Here is a 17,372-nt window from a genome sequence, read left to right as displayed (position 1 = left end):
GAGGGGGCAAGCCCTCTCCCACAGGGGTTCAGAGTTTTTCCAGGGCCATGTTCAGTGCCAGTACGTTGACTACCGGCGGCCCCACCAACGGGCTTTCGGTGTGTTCATCCAACATCCGCTGCAAGGTCGACACCGGCACATTCCGTGCTGCCGCCACTCGCGCCAGTTGATAGGCAATTGCCGCGGGTGGCAAGTGTGGATCAAGTCCGCTGCCGGAGGTCGTCAGCGAGGCCAACGGTACGGGCCCCTGGCCGGGCACCTGTTGTTTATCCGCGTCATCGAAGATGCGCGTGGCCAGCGCAGGATTGCTCGGACCAAGGTTGCTGGCACTGCTGGAGACCGTCGCGAACGCCCCGGCCGAGGGGCGCGGATGGAACCAGCCGTCACCGCTGAATTCCTGGGCGATCAGGCTGGAACCGCGCACCTTGCCGCCGGCATCGCGCACCAGGCTGCCATTGGCCTGATCCGGGAAGGCAACCTGAGCGACGCCAGTCACCACCAGCGGATAAGCCACGCCGGTGATCAGGGTCATGAGTACCAGCAGGCTCAGGGCCGGGCGGATTGTATTAGTCATCGTCAAATCCTCAATAAATCGGCCACAAAAGACCGCAGGGTTACACCAGGTGCAGCGCCGTCAGCAGCATGTCGATCGCCTTGATGCCCACAAACGGCACCAGCAACCCACCCAGGCCGTAGATCAGCAGGTTGCGTCGCAACAAGGCCGCCGCACTCGCCGCCTGCACGCGCACACCGCGCAGGGCCAGCGGGATCAGCACCACGATGATCAGCGCGTTGAACACAATTGCCGACAGAATTGCGCTCTGCGGGCTCTGCAGGTGCATGACGTTCAGCACGCCCAATTGCGGGTAGATCGAGGCGAACAGCGCCGGCAGGATCGCGAAGTACTTGGCCACGTCGTTGGCGATGGAAAAGGTGGTCAGCGCGCCCCGGGTCACCAGCAACTCCTTGCCGATCTGCACCACGTCCAGCAGCTTGGTCGGATCACTGTCGAGGTCGACCATGTTGGCGGCTTCGCGTGCGGCCTGGGTGCCATCGTTCATCGCCATGCCGACGTCGGCCTGGGCCAGCGCTGGCGCGTCGTTGGCACCGTCGCCGCACATGGCGACCAGACGGCCGTCGTTCTGCTCATGGCGAATACGGGCGAGTTTTTTCTCAGGCGTGGCTTCAGCCAGCACGTCATCCACGCCGGCTTCAGCGGCAATCGCGGCGGCCGTCAACGGGTTGTCGCCGGTGACCATCACGGTACGAATCCCCAGCTTGCGCAGCTCGGCGAAACGCTCACGGATGCCAGGCTTGACCACGTCTTTCAGATGGATCGCACCAAGCAATTTGCCATCGGCGCACACCAGCAACGGCGTGCCGCCGCTTTGGGCGATCTTGTCGATTTCCCGCGACAGTGCAGGTAAAAGGTCGCTGCGCTGCTGGCCGATAAACGCCAGCAGCGAATCCACCGCGCCCTTGCGGAATACGCGGCCCTGATAGTCGACACCGGACAAACGGGTTTCGGCGCTGAAGGGGACCGCAGTCAGTTCGTCCGGCGTCGGCTCTGCCTGGGGGTGCAAGGCGCGCAGGTATTCGACGATGGACTTGCCTTCGGCGGTGTCATCCGCCAGGGAGGCGAACAGTGCACCTTCCGCCACTTCCCGACCACTGACACCGGGCGCCGCAACCACTGCCGAGCAACGACGGTTACCGAAAGTGATGGTGCCGGTCTTGTCCAGCAGCAACACATGCACGTCCCCCGCCGCTTCCACCGCGCGGCCAGACTTGGCAATCACGTTGAGCCGCACAAGGCGGTCCATGCCCGCGATACCGATGGCCGACAACAAGCCGCCAATGGTCGTAGGAATCAGCGTCACCAGCAGTGCGACCAGGAACACCAAGGGCAGGCTGCCATTGGCGAAGTGAGCGAACGGCTGCAGGGTCACCACCACCAGCAGGAAAATCAGGGTAAGACCGATCAGCAGGATATCCAGCGCGACTTCGTTGGGGGTTTTCTGGCGTTTGGCGCCTTCCACCAGGGCGATCATGCGGTCCAGGGTGGACTCACCGGGGTTGGCGGTGATGCGGATCAGCAGCCAGTCCGACACCAGGCGGGTGTTGCCGGTGACGGCCGAGCGGTCGCCGCCGGATTCGCGGATCACCGGAGCGGATTCGCCGGTAATCGCCGCTTCGTTGACGGCAGCGATACCTTCGATCACCTCACCGTCGCCAGGAATCATTTCACCTGCGGCGACGCGCACCACATCACCTTTGCGCAGGCTGGTGGCCGGTACCACCTTGAAACTACCGTCGGACTCCTTGCGACGAGCGCTCAAGCCTTCACTGCCGGCCTTGAGGCTGTCGGCGCGGGCCTTGCCACGGCCTTCGGCCAAGGCTTCTGCGAAATTGGCGAACAACACGGTGAACCACAGCCACACCGCGATTTGCACGGCCACGAAGGTCGGCACGGCGGCGTCGGGCACAAAGCACAGCACGGTGGTGAGGATGGCGGTCAGCTCGACCACCAACATGACCGGCGAGCGTTGCAGCTGGCGTGGGTCCAGCTTGACGAACGCCTGGACCAGCGCCGCGCGCCACAGGGCCGAGATCGCGGTTTTGGCAGGTTCCTGGGGTTTGACCGGGGCCGCATTTTTTACAGGCATATTCATTTTCATATCCCTTGGTTAGAAGCCCATGCTCAGGTGTTCAGCAATAGGGCCCAGCGCCAGCGTCGGCAGGAAAGTCAGGCCGCCCACCAGCAAAATGGTCACGGTCAACAGGGTCACGAACAACGGGCCGTGGGTCGGGAAACTGTTCTGGCCAATCGGTGCGGTCTTCTTCATCGCCAGGCTGCCGGCCAGGGCCAGTACCGGGAGGATGTAGCCGAAACGGCCGATCAACATGCCCAGGCCAAGCATCAGGTTGTGGAACACGGTGTTGCCGCTGAACCCACCAAACGCCGAGCCGTTGTTGGCACTGGCCGAGGTGTAGGCGTAGAGCAACTGGCTGAAGCCGTGGGGGCCAGGGTTGCTGATGGCGCCGGCCGGGCCTGGCAGGCTGGCGGCAATGGCACCCAGGACGAGCACACCCACCGGCATCACCAGCAGGGTCACCACCAGCAGTTGCACTTCCTTGGCCTGGAGTTTCTTGCCCAGGTATTCCGGGGTGCGGCCGATCATCAGGCCGGCGAGGAACACCGCGATCAACACGTTGAGCAACATGCCGTACATACCGGCACCGACCCCGCCGAAGATCACTTCGCCGACCATCATGTTGACCAGTGCCACCATCCCGCTCAGGGGGCTGAGGCTGTCCTGCATGCCATTGACCGAGCCGTTCGACGCTGCGGTGGTGGTCACCGACCAGAGCACCGTGCCGGTGGTGCCGAAACGTGTTTCCTTGCCTTCCAGCGGCGCGGTTTGCTCAACGGCCGGGTTGTTCAAGGTTGGGTTGGGCTGGTATTCGGCCCACAGTGAAGTCGCGCCGCCGATCAGGAACAAGGCCAGCATGCAGGCGAGAATGGCGCGGCTCTGACGCAGGTCTTTGACGTAATGGCCGAAGGTAAACACCAAGGCCACCGGGATCAGAATGATCGAGGCCACTTCGAAGAGATTGGCCCAGGCCGTCGGGTCTTCGAACGGATGCGCCGAGTTCACTCCAAAAAAACCGCCGCCATTGGTGCCCAATTGCTTGATCGCAATCTGGCTGGCCGCCGGGCCGAGGGGGATGACCTGATCCACGCCTTGCATCGTCACGGCATCAACGTAATGGGCAAAAGTTTGCGGTACGCCCTGCCATACCAGAAACAACGCCAGCACCAGGCATAACGGCAGCAAGCCGTAGAGGGTGGCACGGGTCATGTCGACCCAGAAGTTACCCAAGGTCTTGGAGGATTTGCGACCGATCCCACGGCAAAGTGCGACCAGGACTGCCAGGCCGGTGGCGGCACTGACGAAGTTCTGCACAGTAAGGCCAACCATCTGGCTGAGGTAGCTCAGGGACGCTTCACCGCTGTAGTTCTGCCAGTTGGTGTTGGTCATGAAACTGACCGCGGTGTTGAAGGCCAGCGTCCATTCCTGGCCCGGCAATTTCTGCGGGTTGAGTGGGAGATAGTTCTGAAACAACAGGATTGCGAACAGCAGCAAAAAGCCCGCGAGGTTGAACGCGAGCAAGGCCAGCATGTATTTCTGCCAGCTTTGCTCCTGTTGATCGTCCACACCCGAAAGGCGATAACAGGCTTTCTCCACAGGCCCCAGCACCGGCGTCAGCCAGGTGCGCTGGCCTTCCATCACCTTGTAATAGAACCGCCCCAGAAACGGTGCCGGCACCAGTACCACGGCGAAGAAGGCGATGATCAGCCAATAGTCATAACTGTGCATAGCCTGCTCCTAGTTCCGATCCGCGCGTAACAGCGCAACCAGCAGATAAATGAACAGCGCCACGGCCAATAGCAGTGACACCCCGTCCAGAACGCTCATGGAAGTTTCTCCGTTTAACGGCGAGTGCCGCGTGTGGGGCAATTGTCCGCAGGAGCGGTGTAAAGGAACGAGAGCGAGGCGGGGCGTGGGGCGTAAAGATGGCGTAAAGAGTGACTTTATGCGGGGTTTACACGAGTGATTTCGGCGCCTGGGCGGGTGCTGTCGGGAGCAAGCCCCTCCCACAGGTTGATCTGCGCTCGGCATGACAACTCGGTCAAGTGTGGGAGGGGCTTGCCCCCGATGGCGCCAGTCAAGACACCCTCGCACTTATCTGGTGCGACGTTGCCACTATTCAAACGCCAAACCATCTTCCAGGCGACAGTGGACGCGCTTTACGACACGGCTTTGGGAAGTGGCATGTCCACTGCAACACCTTGAATCATTCCAAACCGTTCAGGGAGCACCACACAATGAACACACACCTCAAACCCACTTTGGGCACCCTCCATCTCTGGGGCATCGCCGTCGGGCTGGTGATTTCCGGCGAGTACTTCGGCTGGAGTTATGGCTGGGGCGTGGCCGGCACGCTGGGCTTCCTGGTGACCTCACTGATGGTCGCCGCGATGTACACCTGCTTCATTTTCAGCTTCACCGAGCTGACCACCGCGATTCCCCACGCTGGCGGCCCCTTCGCCTACAGCCGCCGCGCCTTCGGCGAAAAAGGCGGCTTGATTGCCGGCCTGGCGACCCTGATCGAATTCGTCTTCGCCCCACCCGCCATCGCCTTGGCCATCGGTGCCTACCTCAATGTGCAGTTTCCAGCGCTGGACCCGAAACACGCCGCCGTCGGCGCCTACTTCGTGTTCATGGGCCTGAATATCCTCGGCGTGAAACTCGCCGCTACCTTCGAACTGGTGGTGTGCGTACTTGCCGTCGCCGAACTGCTGGTGTTCATGGGCGTCGTTGCGCCGGCGTTCAGCTTCAGCAACTTCGCCCTGAACGGCTGGGCCGGTTCCGACACCTTCGGTGCCCCGGCGATTGCCGGCATGTTCGCAGCGATCCCCTTCGCCATCTGGTTCTTCCTCGCCATCGAAGGCGCGGCCATGGCGGCCGAAGAAGCGAAAGATCCCAAGCGCACCATTCCAAAGGCCTATATCAGCGGCATCCTGACCTTGGTAATCCTGGCCATGGGCGTGATGTTCTTCGCGGGCGGCGTCGGCGACTGGCGCACCCTGTCGAACATCAACGACCCACTGCCCCAGGCGATGAAAACCGTCGTAGGCGAAAGCTCCGGCTGGTTGCACATGCTGGTCTGGATTGGCCTGTTCGGCCTGGTGGCAAGCTTTCACGGCATCATCCTCGGCTACTCGCGCCAATTCTTCGCCCTGGCCCGCGCCGGTTACCTGCCGTCTTTCCTGGCCAAACTGTCACGTTTTCAGACGCCCCACCGAGCCATTCTCGCCGGTGGCGTGGTCGGCATTGCGGCCATCTACAGTGATGGCCTGATCAACCTGGGCGGCATGACCCTGACCGCCGCGATGATCACCATGGCCGTATTCGGCGCCATCGTCATGTACATCATGAGCATGCTCAGCCTGTTCAAACTGCGCAAAACCGAACCGCTGCTGGAACGCACCTTCCGTGCACCCGGTTACCCCGTCGTGCCGGGCATCGCGCTGGCTCTGGCAGTGGTGTGCCTGGTAGCGATGGCCTGGTTCAACACACTGATCGGGCTGATCTTCCTCGGTTTCATGGCCGTGGGCTTCATCTACTTCCAACTGACCGCCCAAGACCGCGCCGATGCGCCGGCAGATGCAATGTTGACCGGACTATAGGGTTTACGAGGCAGAACGGGCCTACAATGAACTACTCAGAAAGCCCGTAACTCAAAGCAGTTATTACCGTGGGAAAATTCTCCCCCGGCTGTCTGCCTCAAGGAGAGCCTTATGCCGTGGTACGCGTGGTTGATTATGGTAATTGCGATCGGATCGATCGTCGGTGGGTTGATGATGCTGCGTGACAGCGCCAACAAAGTGGAACTCACCGACGAACAACGCAAACGCGTGGCCGAGCGCAATGCCCAGGCGGACGCCAAGGATGCGCAGGATCGCTGAACTTGAGTTACTCCCAATCAGCTTTAGCGATATGCAAGCCGTGCTGCCCCTTATAGGCAGCACGCTCCGGCTGACTCCAGCCACTCAGCAATTCGTCCTCCAGCCTGTAGATTTCAACCCCCAACGGACGACACACCGTCAGCGGGTCCTGCGCGTCCGGCCCCCACATCGGCAACGACAAATCCCCACCTGGGCATGTCGATAGCGCACACAGCAAATCAATCTCCGCGAAAAATTCCAGGTAATCGCCCTTCTGCGCCGGGCAGGCTTTCATGAAATACATGTCGTCGTGATTAAGGCCAGTGCACTGGAAAATATTCAGCACGTCGTGCACATCGAATTCCGTCAGACCGTGGGGCAATACTGCACGGGTCAGGTTTGAGTGGCAGTGGTGATGAAAGTCCTCGCCAGTGAGCATACGGTTTACATAGGGATCGCAGCGTGTGCCGAGCAAATCGTGCAGGCGCCCGCCGTGCTCATCGATGCCGTAGCTTGCGAGGCTGTCATCTGTAATAGTGACTAACGGCCGTAGAAATGGAAGATTCGACCACAAGCGGTCGTGAGTGCTGACGTGGGCGCCTTGAAGTTGCCGAGTGCGCGCCGCCCACAAGCGTTCGCGCGGGTCATTGGCATTCCACACATTGAAGTCGCCCACCTGGGGGCCTACAGGCGTGGTCACCCGGAACACATGCCCGGCCGGCACTTTCCACGCCCTGCCCGTGCGGATCGGCACCTCGAACTGCTCGATCAGAGTGCGCTGATCCTTGCGATCACGGATACGTTCATAGAAGGTAGTATCCACCTGTAACGCCGAGCCTTTGCTGACCTGGTAAGCGGCTGGATAGTCTTTGTACATGGGGCATTCCTCCATCAAGGGTGATCAAACAGTGCCAGGGAAAGGTGTTCGGAATCGTCCAGGTAGAGGCTCATCGCCTCGCTGGCGGCTGGTTTGTTATCGCTGGCTAACAGCGTGTAAATCTCACGATCACGTTCCAGCCAGGGTGATTGGAAACGCTGCTCATCGGGTGCGGCGCAAAACACTAGGCGCAACTGGGCGATCACCTGGGCAAAAAACTCATCGAACAGAGGGCTGCGCATCAGCCCGACAATTTGCTGGTGGAACACCAGGCTGTGAGTGGCCACGGCGCGCCAGTCTTCCCGCTCCCGCGCCAAAGTGGTGGCATCGATTGCGTTTTGCATGCCCTCGGATTGATCGCTCGTCAGAGAGCCGCTTTGGGCAATGGCTTGCAGCTCCAAAGTGCGACGGACCGCAAACAGATCACGCACCTCCTCACGTTCCAGGCGGCGAACCATCACGCCCTTGTTACGCACATACCGAGTCAGCCCTTCCTGCCCTAACCGATGCAGGGCTTCGCGAATCGTGTTGCGCGATGCGTTGTAGGCCTTGACCAAGTCGACCTCAACCAACGGCATACCCGGTAACAGCCGCCCGCCGATGATATCGGCGCGTAGTTCCAGAGCGATCTGGTCGGCTAAGGACAAACTGGGCTTCATTCAATACCTCAGGATTGTTGAACAATCGTTGACCTTGAGGTGACCACTTTTCATGCCAAAGTTGTTTAGAGTGGAATAACGAAGCGAAAAAGGCCGATCAATGATCGGCCTCTCGGGATACGCCCTTTAGTTGATAACCAGCCTGTCCCGATTTTTCTCCAGCAAGGCCTTGCCGATACCCTTTACTTCCAGCAACTCATCCACTGAGGTGAAGGGGCCATTGCTTTCGCGGAAGGCGACGATCGCTTTCGCCTTGGAGGCGCCGATACCGAACAGATCACGTCGCAGGGTTTCGGCGTCGGCGGCGTTGAGGTTGACCTTGGCGGATTGCTCGGTTTTGGTCATCTGCGCGGAGATGGGACTTGGGGCTTCAGGTTTGACGGATGGGGCTGCGGTGGTGGCGACAGAGAGGGTGGTGAGGAAGGCGAAGATTAGAGAGGAGATGTAGAGGTTTTGCATTGGTGACGCTCCATGACATCGGTGAGAGAAAAGCAGCTTTTCCGAAGCTGCTTTACTAACTTAGGCGATGATTGGAGGGTGTCAAAAATGGGTGAGTAACAGCGTGTGTTTGACTGTTCTCTAAGATGCCAGGACACCATTCTGCCGAAGCTCAGCGAATCCTTTGGCAAAAAAAGGACCGCTTCAGAGTGACCTATCGGCAGCGCGAGCGCGCCGAAAATCTCATGGATGAACATGTGAGCAATTTCGGAGCTGCGTAAGCATTGACCATCCACCAGCAAAAAAGACATCGAAAAAAATGGAAATCGGTTTCCTTTCCAAGAGACTATTACGCTTTGAGTCAAAAGCAGGTAGAGAAGAAATGAGCGATACTAAAGACTACTTCGTGCATTCTCATGCATTGTGCGAATCATCAGACATTGGCAAAGGCTCCAGAATCTGGGCCTTCACACATATTTTGCCTAACGCAAAAATTGGAGCGGACTGCAATGTCTGCGACCACGTGTTCATTGAAAACGATGTGACCATTGGGGACCGCGTCACGATCAAATGCGGTGTGCAAATCTGGGATGGCATAACCATTTCAGATGACGTATTTATTGGGCCAAATGTTACTTTCACCAATGACATTTATCCCAGAAGCAAAGTCTATCCTGAAAGCTTCGACCGTACTGTCGTAGGCAGAGGCGCATCTTTAGGCGCCAATTGCACCATTTTGCCCGGGTTGCAGATTGGCGAGAATGCGATGGTAGGCGCAGGGGCTGTAGTTACCAAGTCAGTGCCGGCAAACGCAACCGTCGTAGGTAACCCAGCCAAAATAGTGAGCGTTCAAACCAAAAAAAACGTGTAGATACCTAGCAGAAAAAGCCGGTCAAAGACCGGCTTATGCTCAATAATTTAAAATTGAAAATTTAGGCATCCTTAGGTCACTGTATGAACCCTTCCATATATCGTCCCAATGCTTGGGTTAAGTCGACGTTGCTGATATATCCAATTGGAAATTTCACCATCCGCCATATAGAAGGCAAACTTCAGCATACGGCCTTAAATACAAAAATAGTGTGTGGAAAACGAAGAGCAAGCTGCCTAGGCCAAATCGTCAGACTCTATGCACAGCCTGTGTAGCAATGCTACTCCCAGACTAGAAATCTGTAGTACAATCGCCTAAAAATTGATGGACAATAAGAGTTTAACCAAAAATTGCTTCATTGCAAATCGGATGCAGAACCAATAAAAATTCTGGTTGTATTCCCCGCCCTCCATCTACTAGGAGCTTAATTGTGAGTAAAATTGCAAAATTGTGCTGCAGCACACTGCGATTTTTGCGTGAAACGTTTATTTACTTTTCTTTTTCGACCCTGCTAGTTTGTCTTGTTGAGTATTGCTCGGGACTGAATCTTCTGACAATAAACTTTCTGCAAGTTTCGATGCGAGAAGCAGGCATGACTATTCTGGTCATGACTAGTATTTTTATTATACTGGACGCACTATTGCGGCGACGTTATTTTTCGATGCTGCCGATTAGCTTACCACTAATACTCATAGCTCTGATCAGCCGCCAAAAGCTAGGTTATTTATCAGAGCCACTTTACCCGTGGGACTTTATTTTTGCTGATCAAGTTTATAAATTATTACCTGAACTTGCCAAGGAAAAATCTAATCTTGCAGTCGCATGGTTCTTAGGCGGCTTAATACTGGCGCTGATAACAGTCTGGGCAATAAGCGTTGTATATCAAAAGCAAAGGCGCAAGCCTCCCAGACGAGCGCTAATAGCTTCAAGCTGCTTAATGCTATTAGCTACGGTAATTTGCACCAGCACTACACTTGGTCAAAAATGGGTGCAGGATGTACTGAAAGTCCAAGCCATGCCTTGGGCTCAAGTTGAGAACTACAGGCAAAACGGATTTCTCCTAGCGTTTTTGATGAATATGGAGTCAGCCCTAGTAGATCACCCGACGATGCCGATCGAAATAGCGTTAAAAGAAATTGGAAAGCCAGCTGCTGAGCAAAACGCGGACACGATAAGCGATACAGGCCAAAAACCAGATATCATTATCATCATGAGCGAAGCCTTTTGGGATCCAACGCGTCTCCCAGGAATTCACTCGATGCCCGACCCGATGCCCACTATCCGCGCGCTTTCTACAGGGGATATATTCTCGCCCAGCCAAGGCGGCAATACCGCAAATGTAGAGTTTGAACTACTGACTGGATTCTCGAACGCATTTCTTCCTGCCGGCTCGGTACCGTATCAACAGTATATATATAGAAACATACCTTCGATAATCTGGACCCTAAAGGCGCATGGTTATAAAACAATAGCTATACATCCCTATTATAAGCATTTTTGGAACAGGGATAACGTTTATAAATATCTCGGTTTTGAGCATTTCATGGGGCTTGAGAACATGCCGGGGCTACCCTCACTTGGACCCTTTGTGAGCGATAGTGCATTAATGGATAGACTCTATGAAACCCTAGAGGCCACAACCGAGCCTAAAGTGGTATTCGCAGTGACCATGCAGAATCATGGCCCATATGAAAAAGATAGATATGCGCAGCCAAATATCTACATTCAAATGGATAAAAAAATTAATGAAAACGATGCAGTTCAAACCTATGGGCAGGGTATTTACGATTCAGATAGAGCTCTGACAACACTAATGGGAAAACTTAGCTTACGGGCGAGACCAAGCCTGCTAGTTTTCTTTGGCGATCATACTCCCTATTTAGGAGCGAATCTCGCAGCTTATAGACAGACAGGACTCATCACTAGCCCAAGTACGGAGAGGTTAAATAAAAACGAATATCTACAGCTCAGGAAAACACCGCTTATACTCTGGTCCTCAATAACTGGCGCAAAAGGCGCTAAAAGCGGCATCATTATAAGCCCTAGTATGCTACCGAGCCTCATATTGAAAGAGCTGAACTTCCATCATCCATTTTATTCCGGCCTGCTCAATAAAATACGTGAGGCGATACCTGTAATTGATCGTCGAATGATTCTAAATAAAAATGGGAGTTGGATCGAAAACTGGCGCAAGGATGAAGGCAACTTACTTCAGAAGTATCACACAATTCAATATGACATGATCTTTGGCAATCAAAAAAGTCAGAAATTTCTTTTCGAGGATATGCCAAACAATGAAGAGCAACCTTAAATTTAAGCAAAAATCCTATTTAAAACATATAGTCGAAAGTACTAGAAAAAATTAATATACAGCGAAACTCATCCAATCAATTACCAATGGACTATCGACACTCAACGAAGAGTGCCGATAGTTATTGAAGACTTTACGGCTCCAAGCGTCGCTGCAGATGAATCCAATCAACTATCTCACTATCAGGCGAATAGCCGCTCACTGTATCCCTTAATAGCTCACGCACTCTAGAATAGTCATCAGATTCTACAGCAGAAAGAAGCTCATTTAGCTTAAGCTTCAAAGCATCCCAAGTTAAAAAATCTTCGTTAGCGCTCATAATCATCGGATGTTGAGTCGCAACTACGTTATCTCCAATCAGCAACTCTTCATATAATTTTTCACCTGGGCGTAGCCCAGTAAATTCAACAGCGATATCACCATGAGGGTTCTTATCTGAACGAATACTAAGTCCCGACAAATGAATCATTTTTTCAGCCAATTCTACAATTTTTACAGGTTCTCCCATATCCAACACAAATACATCGCCACCTTGCCCCATTGATCCTGCCTGGATTACAAGCTGCGCCGCTTCGGGGATAGTCATAAAATAGCGAGTGATTTTCGGATGAGTAACTGTCAGAGGCCCACCTGACTTAATCTGTTTGTGAAATAGTGGAATTACGGATCCCGAGGAACCCAGCACGTTTCCAAAACGAACCATAGTGAAGCGCGTGCTATTCACTTGAGGCACATCTAACTTATCGCCAAATAAAATCGGCGCAGCCTCGCGACTCAACGCTTGTAAAGTCAGCTCTGCTAATCTCTTAGTACTGCCCATTACATTCGTAGGACGAACTGCTTTATCTGTCGATATCAGCACAAAATTGCTAACGCCAGCCCGCATTGCAGCCTGCGCGGTATTCAAGGTACCAATAACATTATTAAACACCCCCTCAGCTATATTATGCTCAACCATTGGAACATGCTTATACGCAGCGGCATGATAAACGGTATCTACTCGCCAAGTATTGAACACATCAAGCAGTTTTTGCTGATTACGAACGGAGCCGAGGATTGGTAAAACCCGTACCGGTAGAGACTCACGAGCCACTCGTTGTTCAAGCTCTGACTGGATGTTATAAAGATTAAACTCACTGTGCTCAAATAAGAGCAATACTTTAGGCTGAAGAGACAAAATCTGACGGCACAGCTCGGAACCGATGGACCCTCCAGCTCCCGTTACTAGAACACTTTGGTCTTTAATACAATGTTCCAACAAATCACTCTGGGCAGGCACAGCATCACGACCGAGTAGGTCGGCAATATCAACCTCCTGAATATCATCAACTTTTACTCGGCCACTAGCTAGATCCATAATGCCAGGAATACTACGCACATGGATCGGAAAACTTTCCAGCAATCCTAAAACTTCGCGCCTACGCGCCCGAGAGGAGGAAGGTATTGCAAGTAATATTTCCTGAGCTCCCGTTGTCTCCAACATTCGCTGAATATTCTTCGGTTTAAAAACTTGCAAGCCAGATATGACGCGATCGGCAATACTTGCATCATCGTCAACAAAAGCTACAGGTCTCATTACTCTTCCCATTCGCAGCGCAGCCACCAACTGATTTCCCGCAGCGCCCGCTCCGTAAATAGCTACTTTGGGCAGGCCATCATCACGGCTGGTAAATGGAACATGCTGTGCGGCAGCAAACCAGTCGCCTAGGAAATACTGACGCATTGCGAGTCGTAATCCGCCAATCATAATTAAGCTGAGCCACCAGTAGTTGAAGATAATCGATCGTGGCACAACATTTTGATGGTTGCTATACCAATAGACGACGACACCAAGTACGAGGGAAGAGAGACTGACAGCCTTAATTATGGCGATCAATGCATCATTTCCAAAATACCGCATCACCGCGCGATACATACCAAACCGCACAAAAAGAGGGATAGCAATAACAGGGGCCGAAAGAAAAAGCCATATATGTTGTGACAAGGGATTGATCATATCATCCACACCCAAGCGGACGACAAAAGCCATCCATAGCGCCATCCATACCAGAACGACGTCTGTGGACACTTGAATTAGACGCTTGTGCCGGCGAGGCAGCCCCAAAAGAAATGCTCGCAACCTATCCATAAAAATCTCCATGCCTGTGGCCTGATCGAAAACCAACCTCCACGGCACATTTTAATAGCAGATGTAAAAATGATATAGCAAAAGCTGAAGCCGTAATGAAAATCGGCCTGCTCATGCCTTATCTACCGTTGCCTCGCCCTTCGTATAGCGCGCTACCGAGGAATAAACCGCTCGTATCATAAATTTGGATAGCCTTCGGCTAAGTCTGACTTCAATATATTCATGGCTAAGTGCCGAAAGGGCGAAAATAATCATTATAAGAAATGCGAGATAACCAATTGAATTGGTGTAATCCGACATACCTTGCTGATTAAGCATACGGGTAATAGCGAGACCAACGGTTGTATGTAAGATATAGATTGAAAAAGAGATTTTTCCGACCCACATCAAAAATGCTCCAGGGCGCCAACCAGATCCCGACTTTTCCGCAATGACAAATGCCGCGACCAAGGAAACAGCTCCCATTCCCATACCACTTATTCCCGGTTTCGCCGAAAAACTACTCAAATATTGCCACAGCGCGAAAGTCACTAATAGCCCCGCCACAACAAGTCCAGTTTGTCTACGAACGGAAATATTTGACATAAAAAACTTTCCGAGCAACATGCCAGCGAAAAACTCAGGAATGCAGGGATGAATAGCTTGGTTCAAGATGGGAAGAATCAGCGAGGACTCTCCAACCCACCCAGAGAACCCTGAAATCTGACTTTGCAAAACCACAGTGCTTGTAATCCAAATACCAGCAACATACCAACGAAGCTTATCAAAAATTAATGAAAACGCGAAAATCAGATAAAAATACATCTCTATATTTAAGGTCCACCCAACATCCAGCGTTGGTGCGGGTATGACTGGATAGAACATAAGGCTGGGCAACAGCTTTTGGTATTCCTCATGGGTGAACCATCCGAGTGATAACAAAAATATCACATAGAGTAACGTACCCACCGCGTACAATGGCCAGATCCTCGCAAAACGCTTGACCAAGAATAAAACAGCACTGAGGGTGCCACCAGGCTTGTCGCCGGTGGAATAAATCATAATGAATCCGCTGATAACAAAAAAAATGTCCACACCGGAAAAGCCATTAGCGAAAAAGACCTTTAGCGCCGATGCCTCAAACTCACCCGTCACTGAAGGCCGAAAATGCCATAAAAGAACCATTAACGCGGCAATCGCCCGCAGCGCTTGTATAAAATTAACTTGAGGTTTATCCATTATAGAGCCGCCACTATATGCATCCTAGAATAACGTCTTCTTCAAACAGGCTGAGCCTTTCAATACCAAGGATCTTTAAGCCCAAATAAGACCGCACGCTATCAATATTACCAGCCCCATTGAATATCTCGGAGCAGCTCAAGCCCTACGCCCCGTCAGAAAATCTTGAGCGGTTCTAGCCAAGCCCTCCTCGACTGAGCACACAGGAACCCAGTCTAATAGTCGCCGATTTTTCTCTATATCGACCTGCAAAAAGCCACACAGCCGCTGAGAAATTCCTGACTTACCTACGATGGAGGCCGTGAGTTTCAACATCGAGACTGGAACCGGTAGCAAGCGAACTGAGACGCCCAGCGCCCGTCCCATTTTCTGAAGCAGTTCCGTAGTCGACAGATCCTGGCCATCACTGATTAGAAAAGTCTGATTGGCTGCGCGAGGATGCTTTGCGCAGACGCCGATAAAATCTACCAGGTTATAGATGGACACAAGGCTACGCTTATTGTTAATTGCCCCCAAAGGCAGTGGCACACCTTTGAATAGCCAGTTCATCATATTGTAAAAATTTGCTCTAACCCGTGGCCCATACACAAGGACCGGTCGCACAATAACGACTTCCATGCCTGAACTTGAACTTAACGCTTGAAGGGCCTGCTCTGCCTCAAGTTTTGAAATACCATAAGGATCTCGGGGAGCAGGCACATCATCTGCCTTGTAGGGGGTCTCAGGGAAGGTTTCCTCACCGTTGACCTTGATCGAACTTACGAACACAAAGCGTTTTACCCCGACAGCCGCTGCAGCTTCAGCGAGAGCCAAGGTGCCCCGGACGTTAACCTTACGATATTCTTCAAGAGGGTCATCGCAGCTATCATTCATTACATGAACACGCGCCGCCGTGTGAATAACAACTTGAGAGTCGCCAATCAATGTGGGCCAGTTAATTACTTTTTCCAGACTGTCCACTTGCTCAAAGTGAACCCCTGCCGGAAGCGTCGCGCTAGGGCTACGTGAAACGACCCTTAATTGGTTTTCTGGCGACTGGATAAGATGAGTAACTAACTTCGACCCGACAAAGCCAAGGCCAGTCAAAAAAATTTTCATGCTCAGATATTCTCCCTTACGTAGCTAACCATAAAGCGCTGCACCACGCTCTCCCTGGAATAATAGTCGGCGAGATCAATCATAGGGCGCGATATTTTACAAATTTCTGAAAACGGGCGGGCGTCTTTCAACGGATTTGAATAATCAATAAAATATTCAATCCCAGCCTCTTTCAACAAGTCAACGGTCGCACCTTCATTACTAAAATTAAAAATCGATTTATTATAACCGAGATACTGAACAACCTTAGAAGACAAAAAAGGATTAGGTTTAAAATCAGCGTCAACGTTGATTAACCCGTCGAACTGATTAACCACTAGACTGTTAATTAGTGTAATAGGCATGAAGGGCCAGACGTAAAAATTCTTCACACCTTTTTTTTCAGCGCTATTAGCCAGATTGGCGAGCCCCGTCTCACGCATCCAGCGGTAAGCAATTCCGTTTTTTTCAAACAATATATTCCTGACACCTCCGAATATGTGCAACGCAACATCATCTCTGCCAGCGAAAAAATCAAGCATTGCGTCAGGTTTGCGCTCACCATAAAAAGACCCAATGAACGCGACGTTTTGCTTATGCACACTCGCTGTGGAAACGACGCTCTCATAGCACTGGATAATCGGATCCGGATACTCGGCCAGCTCCTCAATAGTCAGCAACTGCTGATTTCTATCAACAGTGCTGACAATCGGATTTGGCAGCACACAAAACCGTGACACATCAAAACCAGCCTCACGATAAAGATCAATGCTTCGCTGGTTGGTCTGAGTAATGATATTCCCCCCTGCTACAACTTTCCGCTCCAGATTGGCTAGATTTTTTTTCCGCAAACTTGTAAGCAAGCCACCTGAATAATATGGGTTTACAGACCCCACATCACCAAAAGAGCAAACACATCGCTTGCCGAACTTCGTGTTGATCAACAAAGCCAACCTATGGAGCGAAACTGGGTCGCTGCGGATAAAAACCATGTCATATTCATTGACGGGCATATCACCTATTAACTTGCAGCAATAGTCAAAAAACCCTCCGCCTTCGAAGCCTGTAACTTTTTTATATAGCTTATTTACGACAAAATTTTCTTTGGCGCTGTAAGAGAAATGCTGACTAAGCCCTTCTATACTGTCAGGTAAACGAGGAGAGACTAAATCCACTTTACAGCCGTTTTTTATAAACCCTTCCAAAATGGCTCGAGAGATAATTCCCTCTGGGCTATTTTTCAAAGAAATCTCAGTTCCTACGAATAAAATACGCAAAA

The 17,372-nt window shown here is 52.5% G+C and carries 15 protein-coding genes; 4 read left to right on the top strand and 11 right to left on the bottom strand.

The features are described 5' to 3' along the window. Positions 1-28: 28 nt before the first annotated feature. Genes kdpC through kdpF form a run of 4 tightly spaced genes read right to left on the bottom strand, consistent with a single transcriptional unit; the run spans position 29 to position 4,481 of the window. The gene (gene kdpC / locus C4J87_RS07930; RefSeq protein ID WP_124366350.1) at positions 29-574 is read right to left on the bottom strand and encodes a potassium-transporting ATPase subunit KdpC; all 546 of its coding nucleotides are present in this window, start codon (positions 572-574) and stop codon (positions 29-31) included. A gap of 40 nt (positions 575-614) precedes the next feature. Then, on the bottom strand, positions 615-2,678 hold the full coding sequence (gene kdpB / locus C4J87_RS07925; RefSeq protein ID WP_124366349.1) for a potassium-transporting ATPase subunit KdpB: 2,064 nt from the start codon (positions 2,676-2,678) through the stop codon (positions 615-617). 9 nt (positions 2,679-2,687) lie between these two features. Then, entirely contained in the window at positions 2,688-4,382 is a 1,695-nt protein-coding gene (gene kdpA / locus C4J87_RS07920) for a potassium-transporting ATPase subunit KdpA (RefSeq protein ID WP_124366348.1), read from the bottom strand. A gap of 9 nt (positions 4,383-4,391) precedes the next feature. Then, complete coding sequence (gene kdpF / locus C4J87_RS07915) at positions 4,392-4,481, bottom strand: K(+)-transporting ATPase subunit F (protein ID WP_003218754.1); 90 nt, start codon at positions 4,479-4,481, stop codon at positions 4,392-4,394. 410 nt (positions 4,482-4,891) lie between these two features. On the opposite strand from kdpF, the gene eat reads away from it, so the two are divergent. Next, a complete protein-coding gene (gene eat, locus C4J87_RS07910; protein WP_124366347.1) occupies positions 4,892-6,256 on the top strand; it encodes an ethanolamine permease in 1,365 nt (454 codons plus the stop codon). A gap of 111 nt (positions 6,257-6,367) precedes the next feature. Then, positions 6,368-6,535: a DUF2897 family protein gene (locus tag C4J87_RS07905; protein ID WP_124361874.1), complete on the top strand. Its 168-nt coding sequence runs from the start codon at positions 6,368-6,370 to the stop codon at positions 6,533-6,535. Positions 6,536-6,542: 7 nt separating this feature from the next. On the opposite strand, the gene C4J87_RS07900 is transcribed toward C4J87_RS07905, so the two are convergent. The 3 genes from C4J87_RS07900 to C4J87_RS07890 form a co-directional block, all read right to left on the bottom strand. Then, positions 6,543-7,391: a DUF1989 domain-containing protein gene (locus C4J87_RS07900; RefSeq protein WP_124366346.1), complete on the bottom strand. Its 849-nt coding sequence runs from the start codon at positions 7,389-7,391 to the stop codon at positions 6,543-6,545. 14 nt (positions 7,392-7,405) lie between these two features. Then, positions 7,406-8,050 carry a GntR family transcriptional regulator gene (locus tag C4J87_RS07895; protein ID WP_124366345.1) on the bottom strand — a complete coding sequence of 215 codons (645 nt, stop codon included), beginning with the start codon at positions 8,048-8,050 and terminating at the stop codon, positions 7,406-7,408. A gap of 126 nt (positions 8,051-8,176) precedes the next feature. After that, positions 8,177-8,509 (bottom strand): ComEA family DNA-binding protein, encoded by a 333-nt coding sequence (locus C4J87_RS07890; RefSeq protein WP_124366344.1) that lies wholly within the window; start codon positions 8,507-8,509, stop codon positions 8,177-8,179. A gap of 298 nt (positions 8,510-8,807) precedes the next feature. Here C4J87_RS07890 and C4J87_RS07885 point away from each other — a divergent pair, with 298 nt between their 5' ends. Continuing rightward, the gene (locus tag C4J87_RS07885) at positions 8,808-9,359 is read left to right on the top strand and encodes an acyltransferase (protein ID WP_372238435.1); all 552 of its coding nucleotides are present in this window, start codon (positions 8,808-8,810) and stop codon (positions 9,357-9,359) included. A 430-nt stretch (positions 9,360-9,789) separates the two neighbouring features. Further along, positions 9,790-11,670 carry an LTA synthase family protein gene (locus C4J87_RS07880; RefSeq protein WP_124366343.1) on the top strand — a complete coding sequence of 627 codons (1,881 nt, stop codon included), beginning with the start codon at positions 9,790-9,792 and terminating at the stop codon, positions 11,668-11,670. A gap of 133 nt (positions 11,671-11,803) precedes the next feature. Here the strand turns inward: C4J87_RS07880 and C4J87_RS07875 are convergent, their stop codons facing one another. The 4 genes from C4J87_RS07875 to C4J87_RS07860 all read right to left on the bottom strand — a co-directional run bounded on the left by C4J87_RS07875 (position 11,804) and on the right by C4J87_RS07860 (position 17,370). Then, on the bottom strand, positions 11,804-13,798 hold the full coding sequence (locus tag C4J87_RS07875; RefSeq protein ID WP_124368944.1) for a nucleoside-diphosphate sugar epimerase/dehydratase: 1,995 nt from the start codon (positions 13,796-13,798) through the stop codon (positions 11,804-11,806). Positions 13,799-13,909: 111 nt separating this feature from the next. Continuing rightward, the gene (locus C4J87_RS07870; protein WP_124366342.1) at positions 13,910-15,016 is read right to left on the bottom strand and encodes an acyltransferase; all 1,107 of its coding nucleotides are present in this window, start codon (positions 15,014-15,016) and stop codon (positions 13,910-13,912) included. Positions 15,017-15,154: 138 nt separating this feature from the next. Further along, the gene (locus C4J87_RS07865; RefSeq protein ID WP_124366341.1) at positions 15,155-16,114 is read right to left on the bottom strand and encodes an SDR family oxidoreductase; all 960 of its coding nucleotides are present in this window, start codon (positions 16,112-16,114) and stop codon (positions 15,155-15,157) included. 2 nt (positions 16,115-16,116) lie between these two features. Then, positions 16,117-17,370, bottom strand: a complete 1,254-nt coding sequence (locus C4J87_RS07860) for a hypothetical protein (protein WP_124366340.1) — start codon at positions 17,368-17,370, stop codon at positions 16,117-16,119. Between the last annotated feature and the right edge of the window lie 2 nt (positions 17,371-17,372).

The organism is Pseudomonas sp. R1-43-08, assembly GCF_003852255.1.
GTDB lineage: Bacteria > Pseudomonadota > Gammaproteobacteria > Pseudomonadales > Pseudomonadaceae > Aquipseudomonas.
This window is presented reverse-complemented; position numbering and strand designations above follow the sequence as displayed.

Excerpts from the sequence above, each read along its gene's own strand:
- kdpC (WP_124366350.1), bottom strand. The coding sequence starts at position 574 with ATGACTAATACAATCCGCCCGGCCCTGAGCCTGCTGGTACTCATGACC.
- kdpB (WP_124366349.1), bottom strand. The coding sequence starts at position 2,678 with ATGAAAATGAATATGCCTGTAAAAAATGCGGCCCCGGTCAAACCCCAG.
- kdpA (WP_124366348.1), bottom strand. The coding sequence starts at position 4,382 with ATGCACAGTTATGACTATTGGCTGATCATCGCCTTCTTCGCCGTGGTA.
- kdpF (WP_003218754.1), bottom strand. The coding sequence starts at position 4,481 with ATGAGCGTTCTGGACGGGGTGTCACTGCTATTGGCCGTGGCGCTGTTC.
- eat (WP_124366347.1), top strand. The coding sequence starts at position 4,892 with ATGAACACACACCTCAAACCCACTTTGGGCACCCTCCATCTCTGGGGC.
- C4J87_RS07905 (WP_124361874.1), top strand. The coding sequence starts at position 6,368 with ATGCCGTGGTACGCGTGGTTGATTATGGTAATTGCGATCGGATCGATC.
- C4J87_RS07900 (WP_124366346.1), bottom strand. The coding sequence starts at position 7,391 with ATGTACAAAGACTATCCAGCCGCTTACCAGGTCAGCAAAGGCTCGGCG.
- C4J87_RS07895 (WP_124366345.1), bottom strand. The coding sequence starts at position 8,050 with ATGAAGCCCAGTTTGTCCTTAGCCGACCAGATCGCTCTGGAACTACGC.
- C4J87_RS07890 (WP_124366344.1), bottom strand. The coding sequence starts at position 8,509 with ATGCAAAACCTCTACATCTCCTCTCTAATCTTCGCCTTCCTCACCACC.
- C4J87_RS07885 (WP_372238435.1), top strand. The coding sequence starts at position 8,808 with ATGGAAATCGGTTTCCTTTCCAAGAGACTATTACGCTTTGAGTCAAAA.
- C4J87_RS07875 (WP_124368944.1), bottom strand. The coding sequence starts at position 13,798 with ATGGATAGGTTGCGAGCATTTCTTTTGGGGCTGCCTCGCCGGCACAAG.
- C4J87_RS07870 (WP_124366342.1), bottom strand. The coding sequence starts at position 15,016 with ATGGATAAACCTCAAGTTAATTTTATACAAGCGCTGCGGGCGATTGCC.
- C4J87_RS07865 (WP_124366341.1), bottom strand. The coding sequence starts at position 16,114 with ATGAAAATTTTTTTGACTGGCCTTGGCTTTGTCGGGTCGAAGTTAGTT.